Annotated in this window: 6 protein-coding genes; 4 read left to right on the top strand and 2 right to left on the bottom strand. The window is 74.6% G+C overall.

Features of this window, described 5'->3' with window-relative positions:
- Positions 1–7,492 (bottom strand): type I polyketide synthase (locus UO65_RS26025; protein ID WP_411431376.1); only part of this gene is annotated, 7,492 nt, incomplete at its 3' end.
- A gap of 22 nt (positions 7,493–7,514) precedes the next feature.
- Positions 7,515–15,650, bottom strand: coding sequence for a type I polyketide synthase (locus UO65_RS36200; protein WP_459166300.1), 8,136 nt, complete (start codon positions 15,648–15,650; stop codon positions 7,515–7,517).
- Between the two features lie 240 nt (positions 15,651–15,890).
- Between UO65_RS36200 and UO65_RS26035 the strand changes: the two genes are divergently transcribed.
- Genes UO65_RS26035 through UO65_RS26050 form a run of 4 tightly spaced genes read left to right on the top strand, consistent with a single transcriptional unit; the run spans position 15,891 to position 19,785 of the window.
- On the top strand, positions 15,891–17,321 hold the full coding sequence (locus UO65_RS26035) for a glycosyltransferase (RefSeq protein WP_052021789.1): 1,431 nt from the start codon (positions 15,891–15,893) through the stop codon (positions 17,319–17,321).
- The gene (locus UO65_RS26040) at positions 17,318–18,379 is read left to right on the top strand and encodes a DegT/DnrJ/EryC1/StrS family aminotransferase (RefSeq protein ID WP_233427844.1); all 1,062 of its coding nucleotides are present in this window, start codon (positions 17,318–17,320) and stop codon (positions 18,377–18,379) included. Before UO65_RS26035 ends, UO65_RS26040 begins: the two co-directional genes overlap by 4 nt.
- A gap of 16 nt (positions 18,380–18,395) precedes the next feature.
- Positions 18,396–19,574, top strand: coding sequence for a cytochrome P450 (locus tag UO65_RS26045; protein ID WP_035287525.1), 1,179 nt, complete (start codon positions 18,396–18,398; stop codon positions 19,572–19,574).
- A gap of 19 nt (positions 19,575–19,593) precedes the next feature.
- Positions 19,594–19,785: a ferredoxin gene (locus tag UO65_RS26050; protein WP_035287527.1), complete on the top strand. Its 192-nt coding sequence runs from the start codon at positions 19,594–19,596 to the stop codon at positions 19,783–19,785.
- The last annotated feature ends 101 nt before the right edge of the window (positions 19,786–19,886 follow it).

A 19,886-nucleotide genomic window follows, 5' to 3' on the forward strand; every position in this document is an offset into this window, starting at 1 on the left:
AGAACGCCGACCAGTCGACGGGAACGCCGTACGCGTGCAGGGTGGCCACCGCCGCGACGGCCGCCGACTCCTCGTCCCGGTCACGGCGCAGCGCGGGCACGGCGACGACCTCGGCGGTGTCCTGCGCCATCGCCGACAACGTGCCGTCCGGCCCCAGTTCCAGGAGGGTGCGGACACCGGAGTCGACCATCGTGGTGACCGCGTCGGCGAAGCGCACCGCTTCCCGCACGTGCCGGACCCAGTAACCGGGGTCCGTCGGATCACCCGAGATCAGACCGATCGTCGGTTTGTGGAACTCGATGCCCGCGATCGCCGCCGCGAAGTCCTCCAGCATCGGGTCCATCAACGGCGAGTGGAACGCGTGCGAGACCGACAGCCGCTTGTGCTTCCAACCCCGCTCCACCGCGACCTCGGCGATGCGTTCGACCTCGGCGGCAACCCCGGAGACCACGACCGAGGCCGGGCCGTTCACCGCCGCCAGCGACACCCCATCGGTCAGCAGGTCCGCGACCTCGGATTCCGGCGCCGACACCGCGAGCATCGCGCCGCCTCCCGGCAGCGCCTCCATCAGGCTCGCCCGGGCGCGCACCAGCATGCACGCGTCCGCCAGCGACAACACACCCGCCACGTGCGCGGCCACGACCTCACCCAGCGAGTGGCCCGCCACAACCTCGGGCTTCACACCCCAGGACTCCACCAACCGGAACAACGCCACTTCCAACGCGAACAACGCGGGCTGCGACCACCCGGTCCGGTTCAGGACCGCCGCGTCCCCGCCCCACATCACCTCACGAACGTCCTCGCCCAACTCGGCGATCACCTCGTCGAACGCCTCAACGAACACCGGGAACCGGGCGTGCAACTCCCGCCCCATCCCCAACCGCTGCGAACCCTGACCCGTGAACACGATCCCCAACCGGCCGTCGCCGGCCACCGCCTCGGACACAGCCGTGCGCAACTCGTCCCGCGTGCGACCGACGTGGACCACGCGGTGCTCGAACGCCGAGCGCAGCGTCAACGAGTGGGCCACGTCCAGCGGCCGGGCGTCGAGGTCCGCGAGCCGGGCGGCCTGCGCGCGGGCGGCCTCGGCCGTCTTCGCCGACACCACCCACGGGACCACCACCTCGACCGGCGCGTCGATTTCCGGTGCCTCGACGACCTGTTCCAGCACCACGTGCGCGTTGGTGCCGGAGATGCCGAAGGACGAGACCGCGCCGCGCCGGGGGCGGTCGACCGGCGGCCAGTCCGCGTTCTCGGTGACCAGCTCGACGGTGCCCGCCGACCAGTCGATGTGCGAGGACGGCTCGGTGACGTGCAGCGTCCCGGGCACCACGCCGTGCCGCAGCGCCAGGACCATCTTGATCATGCCTGCGACACCGGCCGCCGCCTGCGTGTGGCCCAGGTTGGACTTACCCGCGCTGAGCAGCAGCGGCGTCTCCCGGTCGCGCCCGTAGGTCGCGAACAGGGCCTGCGCCTCGATCGGGTCACCCAGCCTGGTGCCGGTGCCGTGCGCCTCCACCGCGTCCACATCGGACGAACCAAGCCCGGCACTCGCCAACGCCGCCCGGATCACCCGCTGCTGCGACGGGCCGTTGGGAGCCGTGAGACCGTTCGACGCCCCGTCCTGGTTCACCGCCGAACCCCGCACCACCGCCAATACCCGGTGACCGTTGCGACGCGCGTCCGACAGCCGCTCCAGCACCAGCATGCCGACGCCCTCGGACCAGCCCGTGCCGTCGGCGCCCTCGCCGAACGCCTTGCACCGGCCGTCGGAGGAGAGCACGCCTTGCGCGGAGAACTCCACGAACACACCCGGGGTCGACATGACCGTCACACCGCCGGCCAGCGCCAGCGAGCACTCCCCGCCGCGCAGCGCCTGCGCGGCCAGGTGCAGCGTCACCAGCGACGATGAGCACGCCGTGTCCACCGTGACCGCCGGACCCTCCAGGCCCAGCGTGTAGGACACGCGGCCGGACATCACGCTCGCGGTGTTGCCGATGGCGACGTGGCCTTGGCTGTAGGCGTCGGTGCCCGCGAGGGCGTCGGGGTAGTCCTGCCCGTTCGTGCCGACGAACACCCCGGACCGGCTGCCGCGCAACGACACCGGGTCGATGCCCGCCCGCTCCAGCGCCTCCCACGACAGTTCCAGCAGCAGCCGCTGCTGCGGGTCCATCGACAGGGCCTCGCGCGGGGACACCTCGAAGAAGTCGGCGTCGAACCCGGCGACGTCGGTCAGGAACCCGCCGACCCTGGTGAAGTCCCCGGTCAGGCCGTCGACGTCCCAGCCGCGGTCGGTGGGGAAGGCGCCGACGACGTCGCGGCCCTCGACCAGCAGCCCCCACAGGTCCTCCGGCGAGTCGACGCCGCCGGGGAAGCGGCAGGCCATGCCGACGACGGCGATCGGGTCGTCGGCGGAGCCCGCCGGGGCGTCGACCACCTCGGCGGGCAGTTCACCGAGCACTTCGCCGAGCAGGTGCTCGGCGAGCGCGACCGGGGTCGGGTGGTCGAACGCCAGCGTCGCGGGCAGCCGCAGGTCGGTGGCCGCGGCGATCCGGTTGCGCAACTGGACCGCGGTCAGCGAGTCGAAGCCCAGCCTGCGGAACTCGCGGGACGGTTCGATGCCCTCGGCCGAGTCGTGGCCCAGCACCGCCGCGGCCTCGGTCCGCACGAGGTCGACCAGCGCGGGCACCCGCTCCCCGGCGGGGAGCGCCGCCAGCCGCGCGGCCAGCGCGCCGCCGCCGGAGCGGGCCCCGGACGCGGCACCCCGGCGGGTCCGGGCGCGGACCAGGCCGCGCAGCAGGGCGGGCACCTCCACCGCGTCGCGCACGGCGGCCAGGTCCAGGCGCGCGGGCACGCTGGCGGTGTGCCCGGCGGCGGCGTCGAACAGGGCCAGGCCCTGCTCGGCCGACAGTGCGCGCAGGCCCCACCGGCCCATCCGGTCGAGGTCGACCGCCGACAGCGCGCCGGTCATGCCCGCCCCCGGCTCCCACAGGCCCCAGGCCATGGCCGACGCCGGGAGGCCGCGGGCGGCGCGGTGCGCCGCGAGGGCGTCGAGGAACGCGTTGCCCGCGGCGTAGTTGCCCTGCCCCGGCGCGCCCACGGTGCCCGCGACGGAGGAGCAGAGGACGAACCGGTCCAGGTCGGCGGTCAGCTCGTGCAGGTGCCAGGCCGCGTCGACCTTCACCGCCATGACCCGGCGGAGGCGTTCGGGGGTGAGGGAGTCGACCACGCCGTCGTCGATCGCCCCGGCGGCGTGCACCACGCCGCGCAGCGGGTGCTCGGCGGGCACCGCCGCCAGCGCGGCGGCCAGGGCCGCCCGGTCGGCGACGTCGCAGGCCAGGACGGTCGCGGTGGCACCAGCGGCGGCCAGGTCGGCCACCAGCTCGGCGGCGCCCTCAGTCTCCGGTCCACGGCGGCTGAGCAGCAGCAGGTGCCGCACCCCGTGTTCGGCGACCAGGTGGCGGGCGAAGAGGCTGCCCAGGTCGCCGAGGGCGCCGGTGATCAGCACCGTGCCGTCGGGGTCCCACGGCGGGGCGGCGGCGGCCTCGGACCGCACCAACCGCGCCGCGTGGGCCCTGCCGTCGCGCACGACGACCTGCGGTTCGTCGGTGATCACCGGGTCGCTGTCGTCCTCGACGTCCACCAGCCGGAAGCGGCCCGGGTTCTCCGCCTGCGCGGACCGCACCAGGCCCCACACGGCCGCGGCGGCCGGGTCGATACCGCTGACCGCCCCCCGCGTGACGAACACCAGCCGGGAGTCGCTGCTCTGCACCAGTTCCAGCGCCCGCGCCGCCAGCGCGTGGGCGGATGCCACGACGTCGTCACCGCCGACCAGGGGCACCACGGTGACGTCCTGGTCGTCTGACACCGCCACCGGTGTCGCCCACTCGACCCGGAACAGCGACTCGATCCCCGCCGCCGCGCCGACCTGCTCGGCCGTCGCGGTCCGCAGCCGCACCCCGCTGATCGTGGCGACGGGCTGACCGGCGCCGTCGGCGACCGCGAGGTCCACCCCCGCCGACACCGAGCCGCGCACGCGCACCCGAACCGCCGTGGCCCCGGTCGCGTGGCAGGACACACCGGCCCACCCGACCGGCAGCAGCCGGGCGCCGGGGTCGGTGCCGTCGAGGAACGCGGTGGCGTGCAGCGCGGCGTCGAGCAGGGCGGGGTGAAGGGTGAACGCCTCGACGTCGCGCACGCCCTCGGGCAGCGCGACCTCGGCGAAGACGTCCGCACCCGCGCGCCACGCCGCGACCAGGCCCCGGAACACCGGGCCGAACCCGGTGCCGTCGTAGAAGCCGTCCACGTCGAGCGGGACCGCCCCGGCGGGCGGCCACGCGTCCGCGAAGCCCGCGTCCGGCTCGACCTCCACCGAGGTGAGGACACCCGTGGCGTGCCGGACCCACGGTCCGCCGTGCGCGTCGGCGTCCCGGGAGGAGATGGTGAACTCCGCGCGCCCCGCCTCGTCGGGGGCGGACACCTGGACCTGCACCGCGACCGCGCCCGTCCGGGGGAGCACGAGCGCAGTGGCCGGGGTCAGGTCGTCGAGGTGGCCGAGGCCCGTCTCGTCGCCCGCGCGCAACGCCAACTCCACGAGAGCCGCGCCGGGCAACAGCACCTGCCCGAACGCGGTGTGGTCGGCCAGCCACGGCTGCGCGCGCAGCGACAGGCGGCCGGTCAGCAGCACACCGCCGCCGTCGGACAGCTCGACAGCGGCGCCGAGCAGCGGGTGGCCGACGGAGGCCAGCCCGGCACCGGAGACGTCACCCGCCGCGGTGGCGGGCTCCGGCCAGTAGGTGTCGTGCTGGAAGGCGTAGGTCGGCAGGTCGACCTGCCGCGCCCCCGCCAGGAACCGCCGCCAGTCGACGGCGACCCCGTTCGCCCAGAGCCGCCCCAGCGCCAGGTGCAGCACGTCCAGGCCGCCGCGGTGGCGCCGCGTCGACCCGGTGGCGACGACCCGCGCCCCGGCCGACTCGGCGGTCCGCTCGACGGCGCCGGTCAGCCCCGGGTGCGGTGCGACCTCCAGGAACACCGCGTGCCCCTGGGCCAGCAGGTCCCGGGTGGCGCGCTCGAACTCGACGGTCTCCCGCAGGTTCCGGTACCAGTACTCGGCGTCGGCCAGGCCCGGCCTGCCCGCCGCGACGGTCGACGGGAAGGGCACCTCCGGTTCGCGCGGCCGGATCGGCGCCAGCGCCCGCAGCAACGGCTCGCGGAGCGCTTCCACCTGCGCCGAGTGCGACGCGTAGTCCACGGCGATGCGCCGCACCCACACGCCCTCGGCCTCGGCCCGGCCCAGGAACGCCTCCAACTCGGTGACCTCGCCCGCCACCACGACCGACCCGGGGCCGTTGACCGCGGCGATCTCACCGCCCAGTTCGGCAACGCGCTCCGGCGGCGCGGACACCGACGCCATACCGCCCGTCCCAGCCAGCTCGGACGCGATCAGCGCGCTGCGCGCCGTCACGACCAACGCGCCGTCCTCCAACGACAACGCCCCGGCGACCACCGCAGCGGCGATCTCACCCTGTGAGTGCCCAACCACCGCCGACGGCTCGATCCCCCACGACCGCCACAACCGCGCCAGCGACACCATGACCGCCCACAGCGCGGGCTGCACGACCTCCACCCGGGACAACGCGTCCGCGTCACCGAGCACGTCCGACAGGTCCCAGTCGACGTGCGGTGCCAACGCCCGCGCGCACTCGTCGAGGAACCCGGCGAATGCCGGGCACGACGCGACCAGTTCCTGGGCCATGCCCACCCACTGGCTGCCCTGACCGGGGAACACGAACACCGGGCCGGGCGACGAGGTCACCTCGGGCGCGACCGCACCGGTCACCGCGCCGTCGTCCTCCGCGCCCTCGGCCACCGCGGCCAACGCGCGCCGCACCGCCGCGTCGTCGGTCCCGGAGACGACCGCGCGGTGGTCGAACGCGGCGCGCGTCGCGACCAGGGAAAACCCGATGTCGAGCCGCGGGGCACCGAGGTCGGCCGCGAGCAGCCGGGCGGCCTGCGCCCGCAGCGCCGCCGGGGTCCGCCCGGACAGCACCCACGGCACCGCCGCCGGTTCGGGCGCGGGTTCGGCGGCCGGTTCGGGTTCCGGAACGCCCTCCAGGACCACGTGCGCGTTCGTGCCGCTGATGCCGAAGGACGACACCGCCGCCCGCCGGGGCCGGTCCACCTCGGGCCAGTCCACGGCCTCGGTGAGCAGTTCCACCGCGCCCGCCGCCCAGTCCACGTGCGTGGACGGCTCGTCGACGTGCAGCGTCCTGGGCACCACGCCGTGCCGCATCGCCAGGACCATCTTGATCACGCCCGCGACGCCTGCCGCCGCCTGGGAATGGCCGATGTTCGACTTGACCGATCCCAGCAGCAGCGGCCGTTCGCGGTCCTGCCCGTAGGTGGCCAGCAGGGCCTGCGCCTCGATCGGGTCGCCCAGGGTGGTGCCCGTGCCGTGCGCCTCCACCACGTCGACGTCGAGCGGCGTCAGCTCCCCGGCGGCCAGCGCCTGCCGGATGACGCGCTGCTGCGCCGGGCCGTTCGGCGCGGTCAACCCGTTCGACGCGCCGTCCTGGTTCACCGCAGAACCCCGCACCACCGCCAACACCCGGTGACCGTTGCGACGCGCGTCCGACAACCGTTCCAGCGCCAGCACCCCGACGCCCTCGGACCAGCCCGCGCCGTCGGCGGCCTCGGAGAACGACTTGCACCGGCCGTCGGCGGCCATGCCCCGCTGCCGGGAGAACTCCACGAACGTGTTCGGCGTGGACATGACCGCCACACCACCGGCGAGGGCGAGCGAGCACTCCCCCGCGCGCAGCGCCTGCGCGGCCAGGTGCAGCGACACCAGCGACGACGAGCACGCCGTGTCCACCGTGACCGCCGGGCCCTCGAAGCCCAGCGAGTACGCCACCCGGCCGGAGGCGACGCTGGCGGAGCTGCCGCTGATGCGGAAGCCCTCGTACTCGGCGTCGCCCAGCAGGTCCGCGTAGTCGCCGTACATGACCCCGGCGAACACCCCGGTGCGGCTGCCCCGCAGCGAGTGCGGGTCCAGGCCCGCGCGCTCCAGCGCCTCCCACGACGTCTCCAGGAGCAGGCGCTGCTGCGCGTCGGTGGCCAGCGCCTCGCGCGGGCTCATCCCGAAGAACTCCGCGTCGAACTCGCCCGCGTCGTGCAGGAAGCCGCCGGAGCGCGCGTAGGACGTGCCGGGGTGGTCGGGGTCGGGGTCGTAGAGGGCGTCCAGGTCCCAGCCTCGGTTGTCGGGGAACCCGGAGATGGCGTCGACCCCGTCGGCGACCACCCGCCACAGGTCCTCCGGGGAGGACACCCCGCCCGGGTAGCGGCACGCCATGCCGACGATCGCGATCGGCTCGCGGCCCTTGCGCTCCAGCTCCTCGACGCGCTGGCGAGCGGCGCGGAGGTCGACCGTGACGCGCCGCAGGTAGTCGACGACCTTGTCCTGCTGCTCATCCATCGCAGCTTTCCTTTCCAAGACAGCGGGATCGGGGGGCGGGTCAGTCCCGGGAGGCGCCCAGCTCCTGGTCGATGATCGTGAACAGCTCGTCGATGGCCACCGAGTTGATCTCTGCCTCGGTGGCCTGGCCGGTCTCGGTCGGGACCGCCGCCTGCCGCAGCCGCCTGCTGATCTGCTCCAGCCGCTCGGCCAGGTCCGCGTGGTCGGCCGAACCGTTCGCGGCCGCGATGGCCGCCTCCAGCCGGGCCAGCTCGGCCAGGGGCGACCCGGTGGCGGCGCTCGGCTCGGCCGGGGCCAGTTCGCCGACGAGGTGGTCCGCGACCTGGGCGGGGGTCGGGTAGTCGAACAGCAGCGTGGCGGGCAGCCTGCGGCCGGTGGCCGCGTTGAGGCGGTTGCGCAGTTCCACGCTGGTCAGCGAGTCGAAGCCGAACTGCCGGAAGTGGCGGGACGGGTCGATCGAGGCGGCCGAGCCGTGCCCGAGGACCGCGGCCGCCTCCCCCCGCACGACGTCGAGCACCAGGCGCGGGCGGTCCTCGGGTGCCACACCGGCCAGCCGGGTGGACAGCGACGCCGTTCCCGCGCCCGCGGCGGGGGCGGCGGCGCGGCGACCGCCGACCAGGTCGCGCAGGACGGCAGGCACCTCGGCCCGTGCCCGCAGCGCCGCGAAGTCGAACCGCACCGGCGCGAGAGCGGGGGCACCGGTCGCCAGCGCGGCGTCGAACAGCGCCATGCCCTGCCCGCCGGGGATCGGGGCCAGGCCGTCGCGCGCCATCCGGGCGGTGTCCGCGTCGGACAGCGCCGAGGTCATGCCGGTGGCCTGCGCCCAGAAGCCCCACGCCAGCGAGGTCGCGGGCAGGCCCCGCGCGTGGCGGTGGGCGGCCAGCGCGTCGAGGAAGGTGTTCGCCGCCGCGTAGTTCGCCTGCCCCGCCCCGCCGAGGACACCCATGACCGAGGAGAACAGGACGAAGTGCGCGAGCGGTCGGTCCGCGGTCGCCTGGTGCAGGTGCCAGGACGCGTCGACCTTGGCCCGCAGCACCGCCGCCAACCGCTGCGGTGTCAGCGAGCCGAGCACGCCGTCGTCGAGGACGCCCGCGGTGTGCACGACGGAGGTGAGGTCGGGGATGTCCGCGACCAGTGCGCGGGTGGCGGCGCCGTCAGCGAGGTCGCAGGCCACGACCCGGGTTTCGGCGCCCAGGTCGGCCAGCTCCGCGACGAGTTCGGTGACACCTCCGGCGGCGGGACCGCGCCGGGACGCCAGGACGAGCCTGGTCGCGCCGCGCTCGGCGAGGTGCCGGGCGAGGGCGCGACCGAGGCCGCCCGTGCCGCCGGTGATGAGGACCGTGCCGGTCGGCGCGGGCTCGTCGGGGGCAGGATGGGCGAAGCGGCCCAGGCGGGCGGCGTGCACGACGCCGTCGCGCACCCACCCCTGCGGTTCACCGGAGGCGACCAGCGCGCCGTGCGCGGCCGCGAGGTCGCCGTCCTCCGGCAGGTCCAGCAGCAGGAAGCCGCCCGGGTTCTCCGTCTGGGCGGTGCGCACCAGGCCCCACACGGTGGCCGCCGCGAGGTCGTCGCCGGTCACCGCGCCGTGCGTCACGAACAGCCGGGGCTGCCCGTCGTCGGCGGTCAGCGCTTCCTGCACGGCCGCGAGCGCCTTCGCCGCCGCGGCGTGCGCGGCGGCCACCACGTCACCGGAGGACGGCGGGAACTCCACCACGATCGTCGGGTCGACCGGGTCCGCCTCGGGCAGCGGCGTCCAGTGCGGTTCGAACAGGGAGTCGTGCGGGCGGGCCGCCGCGGTGGCGGCCACCGGGCGCAGGGTCAGCGACCCGATGGCCGCGACCGGTGAACCGGTCCCGTCGGCGGCGGTGATGGACACACCGGAACCGGTGGGGGCCAGGCGCACCCGCAGTTCGGCGGCGCCGGACGCGTGCAGCGACACGTCCTGCCAGGCGAAGGGCAGCGCACCGGGGGTGATCCCCAGGTCGCCGAGGAAGGACACCTGCACCGCCGCGTCGAGCAGCGCCGGGTGCAGGCCGAAGGCGCATGCGCGGTCCGCCGCGACGTCGGGCAGGGCGACCTCGGCGAAGACCTCGCCGTCGCCCTGCCACACGGCGCGCACGCCCCGGAACGCCGGTCCGTAGTCCAGGTCCACCCCCGCCAGGAAGTCGTAGCAGTCGTCCACCGGCACGGCCGCGGCACCGGCGGGCGGCCACTGCCCGCGGGCGAACGCGGTGTCCGGCGGGGTGGCCCGGGGGGCGAGCTGACCGGTGACGTGCCGGGTCCACGCGCCGTCGGCCCAGGAGGACACGCTCACCGGGCGGTGGCCGGTGTCGTCGGCCGCGCCGACCGCGACCTGCACCCGGACCGCACCGCGCTCGGGCAGCACGAGCGGCGCCTCGATGGTCAGCTCGGCCAGCAGCCCGCAGCCCACCTCGTCTCCCGCGCGCACCACGAGTTCCACGAAACCGGTGCCGGGGAACAGGACGCGCCCGGCGACGACGTGGTCGGCCAGCCACGGCTGCTCGGTGGCGGACAGCCTGCCGGTGAGCACCACGCCGTCCCCGTCGGACAGGTCGACCACCGCGCCGAGCAGCGGGTGCCCGGCCCGGTCGAGACCGGCGCCGGACACGTCGCCCGCGGTGTCGCGCTCCGGCCAGAACCGCTGGTGCTCGAAGGGGTAGGTGGGCAGGTCGACGTGCTGCCCGGCGGGCACCAGGGCCGTCCAGTCCACCGGGTGACCGCGCGTCCACAACCGCCCCAGGGCCAGGTGCAGCACCTCCACACCGCCGCGCTCGCGGCGGGTGGAACCGGTCGCCACGACCTCGACGCCCGCGGTCTCGGCCGTCGCCTCCACCGCGCCGGTCAGCACCGGGTGCGGGCTGACCTCGATGAAGATCGCGTGCTCGCGGGCCAGCAGGTCCCGGATGGCGGGCTCGAACTCGACGGTCTCCCGCAGGTTCCGGTACCAGTACTCGGCGTCGACCAGACCGGGACGCCCACCGGCCACCGTGGACGGGAACGGCACCTCCGGCTCACGCGGTCGGAGAGGGGCCAACACCTCCAGCAGCCGCTCCCGCAGCGCTTCCACCTCCACCGAGTGCGACCCGTAGTCCACCGCGATCCGCCGCACCCACACACCCCCGGCCTCGGCACGGGCCACGAACGCGTCCAACTCCGGCGCCGCACCCGCCACCACGACCGAACCGGGCCCGTTGACCGCCGCGATCTGACCACCCAGTTCGACGACCCGCTCCGGGGTGGCAGCCACCGAGACCATCCCACCCGTGCCCGCCAGCACACCGGCGATCAGCGCGCTGCGCGCCGTCACGACCAACGCGCCGTCCTCCAACGACAACGCCCCCGCGACCACCGCAGCGGCGATCTCACCCTGCGAGTGCCCCACCACCGCCGACGGTTCGATGCCCCACGACCGCCACAACCCCGCCAACGACACCATCACCGCCCACAACGCAGGCTGCACCACCTCCACCCGGGACAACGCATCCGCGTCACCGAGCACATCCGACAACTCCCACTCCACGTGCGGTGCCAACGCCCGCGCGCACTCGTCGAGCAAATCCGCGAACACCGGGCACGACGCGACCAGCTCCCGGGCCATGCCCACCCACTGGCTGCCCTGACCGGGGAACACGAACACCGGCCCCGGCGACGAGGCCACCTCGGGCGCGACCACACCGGTCACCACACCCTCGTCCTCGACACCCCCGGCCACCGCCGCCAACGCGCGCCGCAGGTCTTGGCCGACGACGACGGCCCGGTGGTCGAACACCGCCCGGGTGCCGAGCAGCGCCGACGCCACGTCGACCGGCGCCGCGTCCACCGCGGACAACCGCTCCGCCCGCGCTCGCAGCGCCTCCGGCGTCCTGGCCGACAGCACCCACGGCACGACCGCCGACCGGTCGGCCTCCACCACCGCGACCGGCTCGGCCGGGCACTCCAGGATCACGTGCGCGTTGGTGCCGGAGACGCCGAAGGAGGACACGGCGGCCCGACGGGGCCGGTCCACGGCGGGCCAGTCCACCGCCTCGGTGAGCAGTTCCACCCGTCCGGCCGACCAGTCCACGCGCGACGAGGGCTGGTCCACGTGCAGTGTCTTCGGCAGCACGCCGAACCGCAGCGCCTGCACCATCTTGATCACACCGGCAACGCCCGCCGCCGCCTGCGAGTGGCCGAGGTTGGACTTCAACGAGCCCAGCAGCAGCGGGGTTTCCCGGTCGCGCCCGTAGGTCGCCAGCAGCGCCTGCGCCTCGATCGGGTCACCCAGCCTGGTACCGGTGCCGTGCGCCTCCACCGCGTCCACATCGGACGCTCCCAGACCGGCGCTCGCCAGCGCCGCCCGGATCACCCGCTGCTGCGACGGACCATTCGGCGCCGTCAAACCGTTCGACGCCCCGTCCTGGTTCACCGCAGAACCCCGCACCACCGCCAACACCCGGTGCCCGTTGCGACGGGCATCCGACAACCGCTCCACCACGAGCATCCCGACACCCTCGGACCAGCCGGTGCCGTCAGCAGCATCGGAGAACGCCTTGCACCGGCCGTCGGCGGCCAGGCCGCCCTGCCGGGTGAACTCCAGGAAGCTGTCCGGGGTGGACATGACGGTCACCCCGCCCGCCAGCGCCAACGAGCACTCCCCCGCCCGCAGGGCCTGCGCCGCCAGGTGCAGCGCCACCAGCGAGGACGAGCACGCGGTGTCCACGGTCAGCGCGGGTCCCACCAGGCCCAGCACGTACGACAGCCGACCGGACAGGACGCTGGGCGTCGTCCCGGTCATGATGAACCCCCGCGCGTCGCCCCGCCCGTCGAGCAGCGAGCCGTAGCCGCCGCCGAAGGTGCCGACGAACACGCCCGTGCGGGTGCCGCGCAGCGAGGTCGGGTCGACCCCGGCGCGTTCCACGGCCTCCCACGAAGTCTCCAGCAGCAGCCGCTGCGCCGGGTCCATCGCCACCGCCTCACGGGGGGCGATGCCGAAGAACCCCGCGTCGAACCCGGCCACGTCGGCCAGGAAGCCACCGCGCCGCGTGGCCACGGCCGGGGCGCCGTCCGGGCCGGGGGCGAACAGCGCGTCGAGGTCCCAGCCGCGGTCGGTGGGGAAGTCCCCGGTCACCTGGCGGCCCTCGGCCGCCACCGCCCACAGGTCCTCCGGGCCCGCGATGCCGCCGGGGAACCGGCAGGCCATGCCCACGATGGCGATCGGCTCGTCGGTGGGGACCGTGGGAGCGGCCTCCGCATCCCCCGGCTCCTCGCCCAGGGCGGCGGCCAGCAGGAAGTCCGCGAGCCGGGCGGGGGTCGGGTGGTCGTAGACCAGCGAGGCGGGCAGGGCCAGCCCGAGCGCGTCCACCAGCCGCTGGTGCAGGTCGACGGCGATCAGCGAGTCGAACCCGAGGTCGCGGAACGCGGTGGCCGGGTCGATCGCGGCGGTGTCGGCGTGGCCGAGCGCGGCGGCGGCGTGCCCCCGGAGGGCGTCGAGGACGGCGGGACCGCGCTCGTTGTCCGGCAGCGCCCGCAGGCGCCCGGCGAATCCCCCGATGGCCACGGGCACGGGGACCGGGGCGGTCGGGGCGGCCCCGGGTCCGGTGAGCCAGTGGCGGCGGCGGTCGAAGGCGTAGGTGGGCAGGTCCACGGCGGTCGCGCCGGTACCGGCGAACAGGGCAGGCCAGTCGACGTCCACGCCACGGACGTGCAGCGCGGCCAAGGCGGCGACGGCGGTGTCCTCCTCCGGCCGGTCCCGGCGCTGCAACGGCAGCACGGGCACGTCGGCGGTGCGGTGGACCATGGCGGTCAGTGGGCCGTCCGGACCCAGCTCCAACACGACGTCGACCAGCTCGTCGAGGGCGCGGACGCCGTCGGCGAAGCGCACCGTGCGGCGCACGTGGTCGACCCAGTACCCGGGGGTGCTCAGCAGGCCGGGCTCGGCCACCGCACCGGTCACGTTGGACACCAGCGGGATCACCGGCTCGGCGTAGGCGAGGTCGGCGACGGCCGCCGCGAACGGCGCGAGCACCGGTTCCACCAGCGGGGAGTGGAAGGCGTGCGAGACGGTCAGGCGGGTGCACTTCCACCCCCGTTCACCCGCCCGTTCGCCCAGCTCAGTCACGGCTTCGGCCGGGCCGGACACGACCACGGCGGCCGGGGCGTTCACGGCGGCCACCGCGAGCGCGTCGCCCAGCAGCGGGGTGATGTCGTCCTCGGTGGCGGCCACCGCGAGCATCGCACCACCGGGAGGCAACGCACCCATCAGCGTCGCCCGGGCGGCCACCAGGCGACAGGCGTCAGGCAGGTCGAACACACCGGCCACGTGCGCGGCGGTGATCTCGCCCAGCGAGTGGCCCGCGACCGCGACCGCGCGCACACCCCACGACTCGACCAGCCGGTAGAGCGCCACCTCCAGCGCGAACAGCGCGGGCTGCGACCACTCCGTGGCGTTCAGGGCCTCCGCGTCCGAACCCCACACCACGTCCCGGAGCGAACCCGGCAGGTGCCTATCCAGTTCGGCGGCCACCTCGTCGAAGGCCACCGCGAACACCGGGAACCGGGCGTACAGCTCGCCCCCCATGCCCAGGCGCTGCGCCCCCTGGCCGGTGAACACCACGCCCACCCGCCCGCCGCCCGCCACCCCGGAGACGGCGCCGGGCGCGCCCCCGTCCCGCGCCCAGGCCGCGAGCGCGGACCGCAGCGCGTCCCCGTCGCGGCCGGTGACCGCGAGCCGGTGCCCGTGCCGCGCCCGGGTGGTGGCCAGCGACAGGGCGACGTCCCCGGCGGTGCCGGAGGTCTCGGCTAGCCGCGCGGCCTGCCCGCGCAGGGCCTCCGGCGACCTCGCCGAGAGCACCCAGGGCACGGCCGGGTCCAGCCACTCCACCGCCGAACCGGTGTCCGGGGCGGCCGGTGGGGCCTCTTCCAGGATGACGTGCGCGTTGCTGCCGCTGAACCCGAAGGACGACACACCGCACCGCCGCGGCCGGTCGCCGCTGTCCCACGGGCGCTGCCGGGTGAGGAGTTCGACCGCGCCCGTCGACCAGTCCACGCGCGGTGTCGGCGGTTCCGCGCGCAGGGTCGCGGGCAGGACGCCGTGCCGCAGCGCCTCCACCACCTTCACCACGCCGAGCACGCCCGCCGCCGCCTGCGTGTGCCCCAAGTTGGACTTCACCGAGCCCAGCCACAGCGGCCGGTCGCGGTCCTGCCCGTAGGCGGCGATGAGCGCGCGGGCCTCCACGGGGTCACCGAGGGCCGTACCGGTGCCGTGCGCCTCCACGGCGTCCACATCCGACGGTCGCAGGCCCGCGTCGGCCAGCGCGGCGGCGATGACCTCGCGCTGGGCCCGCTCGCTCGGTGCGGTGAGCCCGGCCGAGTCGCCGTCGGAGTTGATCGCCGACCCGCGCACCACGGCCAGCACCCGGTGGCCCTCGGCGCGCGCGGTGGACAGGCGCTCGACGAGCAGCACCCCGACGCCCTCGCTCCAGGCCGTCCCGTCCGCGCCCGCGCCGAACGGCTTCGGCCGCGCGTCGGGTGCCAGGCCGCGCTGCCTGCTGAAGGCGAGGAACGCCGCGGGCGTCGGCATGACCGCGACGCCGCCGACCAGGGCGCGGTCGCAGTCGCCGTCGCGCACCGCCCGCACCGCCAGGTGCAGGGCGACCAGTGAACCGGACGACGCGGTGTCCACGGTGAGCACCGGCCCGCGCAGGCCGAGGGCGTAGGCGATCCGCCCGGAGGTGACACCCGCCGCGGTGCCGGTGTGCAGGTGCCCCTCCGCGCCGTCGGCGTTGAGCAGGCCCGGCCCGTACTCGTGCGACTCCGCGCCGACGAACACGCCGGTCGCGCTGCCGCGCAGGGTCGTGGGGTCGATCCGCGCGCGCTCCAGCGCCTCCCAGACGACCTCCAGCAGCAGCCGCTGCTGCGGGTGCATCGCCTCGGCCTCCCTCGGGGAGATCCCGAAGAAGGCCGCGTCGAACTCCGCCGCCCCGGCGAGGAACCCGCCCTCGCGCACGTAGCTGCGCCCCGGCGCCGACGGGTCGGGGTCGTACAGCGCGTCGGTGTCCCAGCCGCGGTCGGTGGGGAACGGGCCGAACACGTCGCCACCGTCGCACAGCAGCCGCCACAGCCGCTCGGGCGAGTCGACGCCGCCGGGCAGCCTGCACGCGGTGCCCACGACGACCACCGGGTCATTCATGCCGGTTCCTCCCCTGACGCTCGGACCGCCCCCGCACTGGCAGGCACAACTGGGTCACAGCGACGCAGCGTATGGGCGGTGCAACACGGTTTTCCCTACAGGAAACGCGTTTTCGCCAGGGTGCGGGACCGGGCCCGGTCTAGGGAATTCCCACCCGCCGCGGTGGGACAAAAGACCCTCGGGGGCGCACGCGCCCGTGGAGCAGCCCGCCCGAAAGGTGTCATCCCCATGCCAGCAAGTCCGCGGCCGATCCTGTTCGTCAGCCTGCCAGAGAGCGGCCTGTTCAACCCGGTGCAGACGATCGCGGGCGAGTTCGCGCGGCGCGGCGTCGAGGACCTGTGGTTCGCCACCGACGAGGAGCGCCGCGGCGACGTCGAGTCGCTGTCGGCCGCCTCCGAGGTCCGCTTCGCCCCACTGGGCGACGTGGTGCCGCAGCTCTCGGTCTCCACGTGGGACGACGACGTCTACGCCGAGGTGACCGGTCCGGACCGGTTCGCCGCGCACGCCGCCCTGATCCGGCACACCTACGACCCGGCGCTGCACGTCGCCAAGTACAAGCGCCTGGAGCAGATCGTCGACGAGGTCCGGCCCGCGCTGATGGTCGTCGAGAGCCTCACCGCGTACGCGGTGGACATCGCGATCACCCGCGGCATCCCGTTCGTCCTGGTGGTCCCGTTCCTGCCGAGCAACTACGTCGTCTCGCCGGTCCCGTTCGGCCACAAGTACACCGGCGCCGACTTCCCGGTCCCGCACTCGGGGCTGTCGATCGACATGACGCTGCGCCAGCGCGTCGCCAACCGCCTGTTCCGGTGGCGCACCCTGGGCATCTTCCTCGACCCCGCCATGATGCGGATGCTGCGCAAGGACAAGCGGACCCGCGCGGAGCTGGGTGTGGCGCCCGAGGCGCGCAAGTTCACCGCGAAGATCGACCACGCCGCGCTGGTCCTGGTGACCTCCCTGGCCGAGCTGGACTACCCGTTCACCGTGCCGGACAACATGCGCATGGTGGGCGCGCTGATCCCGCCGCTTCCGCAGGCCCCGGACGACGACAGCGGCCTGGACGAGTGGTTGACCGAGCGCGGGTCCGTGGTGTTCGTCGGCCTGGGCACCACCACCCGGCTCACCCGCGGGCAGGTCGCCGACTTCCTGGAGGTGGCCCGCCGGATGTCCGGCACGACCAGTTTCCTGTGGAAGCTGTCGCACGCCCAGCAGGAGCTGCTGCCCGACGGACCGCTGCCCGCGAACGTGCGCGTGGAGAGCTGGGTCCCCTCGCAGCTCGACGTCCTCGCGCACCCGAGCGTGAAGCTGTTCCTCACCCACGGCGGCGGCAACGGCTTCCACGAGGGCCTGTACTTCGGCAAGCCGATGGTCATCCGTCCACTGTGGGTGGACTGCCACGACACGGCCACCCGTGGCGCGGACTTCGGGGTGAGCCTGACGGTCGACCCGCACCGGTCCGGGGTGGACGACATCGAGCGTGCCCTCACCCGGGTGCTGACCGAGCCCTCCTTCGCCGAGCGCGCCCGGCACTTCAGCGGGCTGCTGCGCGCCGCGGGCGGCGCGGCGGCGGCGACCGACCTGGTGCTGGACCTGCCCGCGCTGGCCGCGACCCCGACAACCCCCACGACCCCGACGACCGACCACCGCGCGAGGGCATGATGGCGATCGAGTACCCGGTGTCCCGGCCCAGCATGACCGGGGCCGAACTGGCCTACGTGACCGAGGCGGTCACCAGCGGGTGGATCTCCGCGCACGGCTCCCACGTCCGGCGCTTCGAGGAGGAGTTCGCCCGGTACAACGCGGTGGCGCACGGCGTCGCGTGCTCCTCGGGCACCGCGGCGCTCACCCTCGCGCTGCGCGCCATGGGCATCGGACCCGGCGACGAGGTGATCGTGCCGGAGATGACCTTCGTCGCCTCCGCGTGGGCGGTCACCTACACCGGGGCCACCCCCGTGTTCGTCGACTGCGGCGACGACCTGAACATCGACCCGGACCTGATCGAGGACAAGATCACGCCGCGGACGAAGGCGATCATGCCGGTGCACGTCAACGGCAGGCGCTGCGCGATGGACCGGGTCATGGAGATCGCCTTCGAGTACAACCTGCGGGTGGTGGAGGACTTCGCCGAGGCGCACGGCATCAAGCCGGTCGGCGACGTGGCCTGCTACTCCCTGTTCGCCAACAAGATCATCACCGCGGGCGAGGGCGGCATCTGCCTCACCGGCGACAAGCACCTGGCCGGGCAGATGGCCCACCTGCGGTCCATGGCGTTCACCAGGAACCGCGACTACCTGCACAAGAAGATCGGCTACAACTTCCGGATGACCGCGCTGCAAGGAGCGGTCGCGCTCGCCCAGGCGGAGCGGATCGACGAGATCCTGACCGCGCGCAAGGAAATCGAACGCCGCTACGACGAGGGCCTCGACGGCGTCGACGGCATCACCCTGATGCCGCAGCGCGACGTGCTGTGGATGTACGACCTGCGGGCCGAGCGGCGCGAGGAGCTGTGCGCGCACCTGGCGGCCGAGGGCATCGAGACCCGGGTGTTCTTCAAGCCGATGAGCCAGCAGCCGATGTACCGCGACCCGGTGTGGCCGGGGCTCAACGCCACCCGGTTCAGCGCGGACGGCTGCTACCTGCCCACCTACACCGACCTGACCGCGGCCGACCAGGACTTCGTCATCGGCCGGGTCCGCGCCTTCTACGGCGCGAAGTGATTGGGGTGTTGTGCACATGACGGTTTCCGACCAGGAGATCACGGCGTTCCCGGTCCGGGTGCCCGGCGCGCCCTACCCGCCGTGCCCGTACGCGGAGTTCCGCGAGCGGCCCGGCCTGGTCCGCTCGGAGCTGCCGACGGGGAGCAGGGTGTGGCTGGTGACGCGGCACGAGGACGTGCGCGCGGTGCTGACCGACCGCCGGATCAGCTCCAACCCGTCCCGCGAGGGCTTCCCCAGCGTCGCCAGGACCGGCGGCGTGCCGAGCCAGGAGCAGATCCCCGGGTGGTTCGTCGGCATCGACCCGCCCGAGCACGACCGGTTCCGCAAGGCGCTGATCCCGGAGTTCAGCGTGCGGCGGATCAAGGAGTGGCGACCGCTCATCCAGGAGACGGTCGACCGCTGCCTGGACCGGATGCTGGAGCTGGGCGGCTCGGCCGACCTGGTCGCCGAGTTCGCGCTGCCGGTGCCGTCCCTTGTCATCTCCACCATGCTGGGCGTGCCGTTCGTGGACCGGGACTTCTTCGAGTCGCGCACCAGGACGCTGGTGGACCTCAAGGCCAGCACCGAGGACGAGCGCGACCTCGCCGTGCGGGAGCTGCTGCGCTACATCGGCAGGCTCATCGCGCTGAAGCAGAAGCGCCCGGGTGAGGACCTGGTGTCGCGGCTGCTGGCCACCGGCGTGCTCAGCCCGCAGGAGCTGACCGGCGTCATCATGCTGCTGCTGATCGCCGGGCACGAGACCACCGCGAACAACATCGCGCTGGGCGTGGTGACCCTGCTGGCGAACCCCCAGTGGATCGGTGACGAGCGCGTGGCCGACGAGCTGCTGCGCTACCACTCGGTGGCCGACCTCGTCTCGCTGCGGGTGGCGGTCGAGGACGTGGAGGTCGGCGGTCAGCTCATCCGGGCCGGGGAGGGCATCATGCCGCTCATCGCGGGCGCCAACCGCGACCTGGCCGCCTTCGAGCGGCCCGACGAGTTCGACCCGGGCAGGTCCGCGCGCCAGCACGTGGCCTTCGGCTACGGGGTGCACCAGTGCCTGGGGCAGAACCTGGTGCGGGCCGAGATGGACATCGTCTACCGGACGCTGTTCCGGCGGGTGCCGACGCTGGCGATCGACGCCGACGTCGACGCCCTGCCGTTCAAGTACGACGGCACCATCTTCGGCCTGCACGCGCTGCCGGTCCGCTGGTGACCACGAGAGGAGCGGGAACATGAGGATCGATGTGGACTCCGGTCGCTGCGTCGGCGCGGGCCAGTGCGTGCTGGCCGCCCCCGCGCTGTTCGACCAGGACGAGGCGGCGATGGTGGTGCTGCTCAACGGCGAGCCCACGGGCGACGAGGTCGACGCCGCCCAAGAAGCGGAGAACGTCTGCCCGTCCGGGGCGATCACGCTGACCACCTGAGCCGGGCACGGCGAAGCCCCGGTCCCACTCAGGGACCGGGGCTTCGTCGTGCTCGGCTGTCGTGGTCGGGCCGCACCGCGCCGCGCGGCCCACCGGACAGC

It is taken from the genome of Actinokineospora spheciospongiae, from assembly GCF_000564855.1.
GTDB lineage: Bacteria > Actinomycetota > Actinomycetes > Mycobacteriales > Pseudonocardiaceae > Actinokineospora > Actinokineospora spheciospongiae.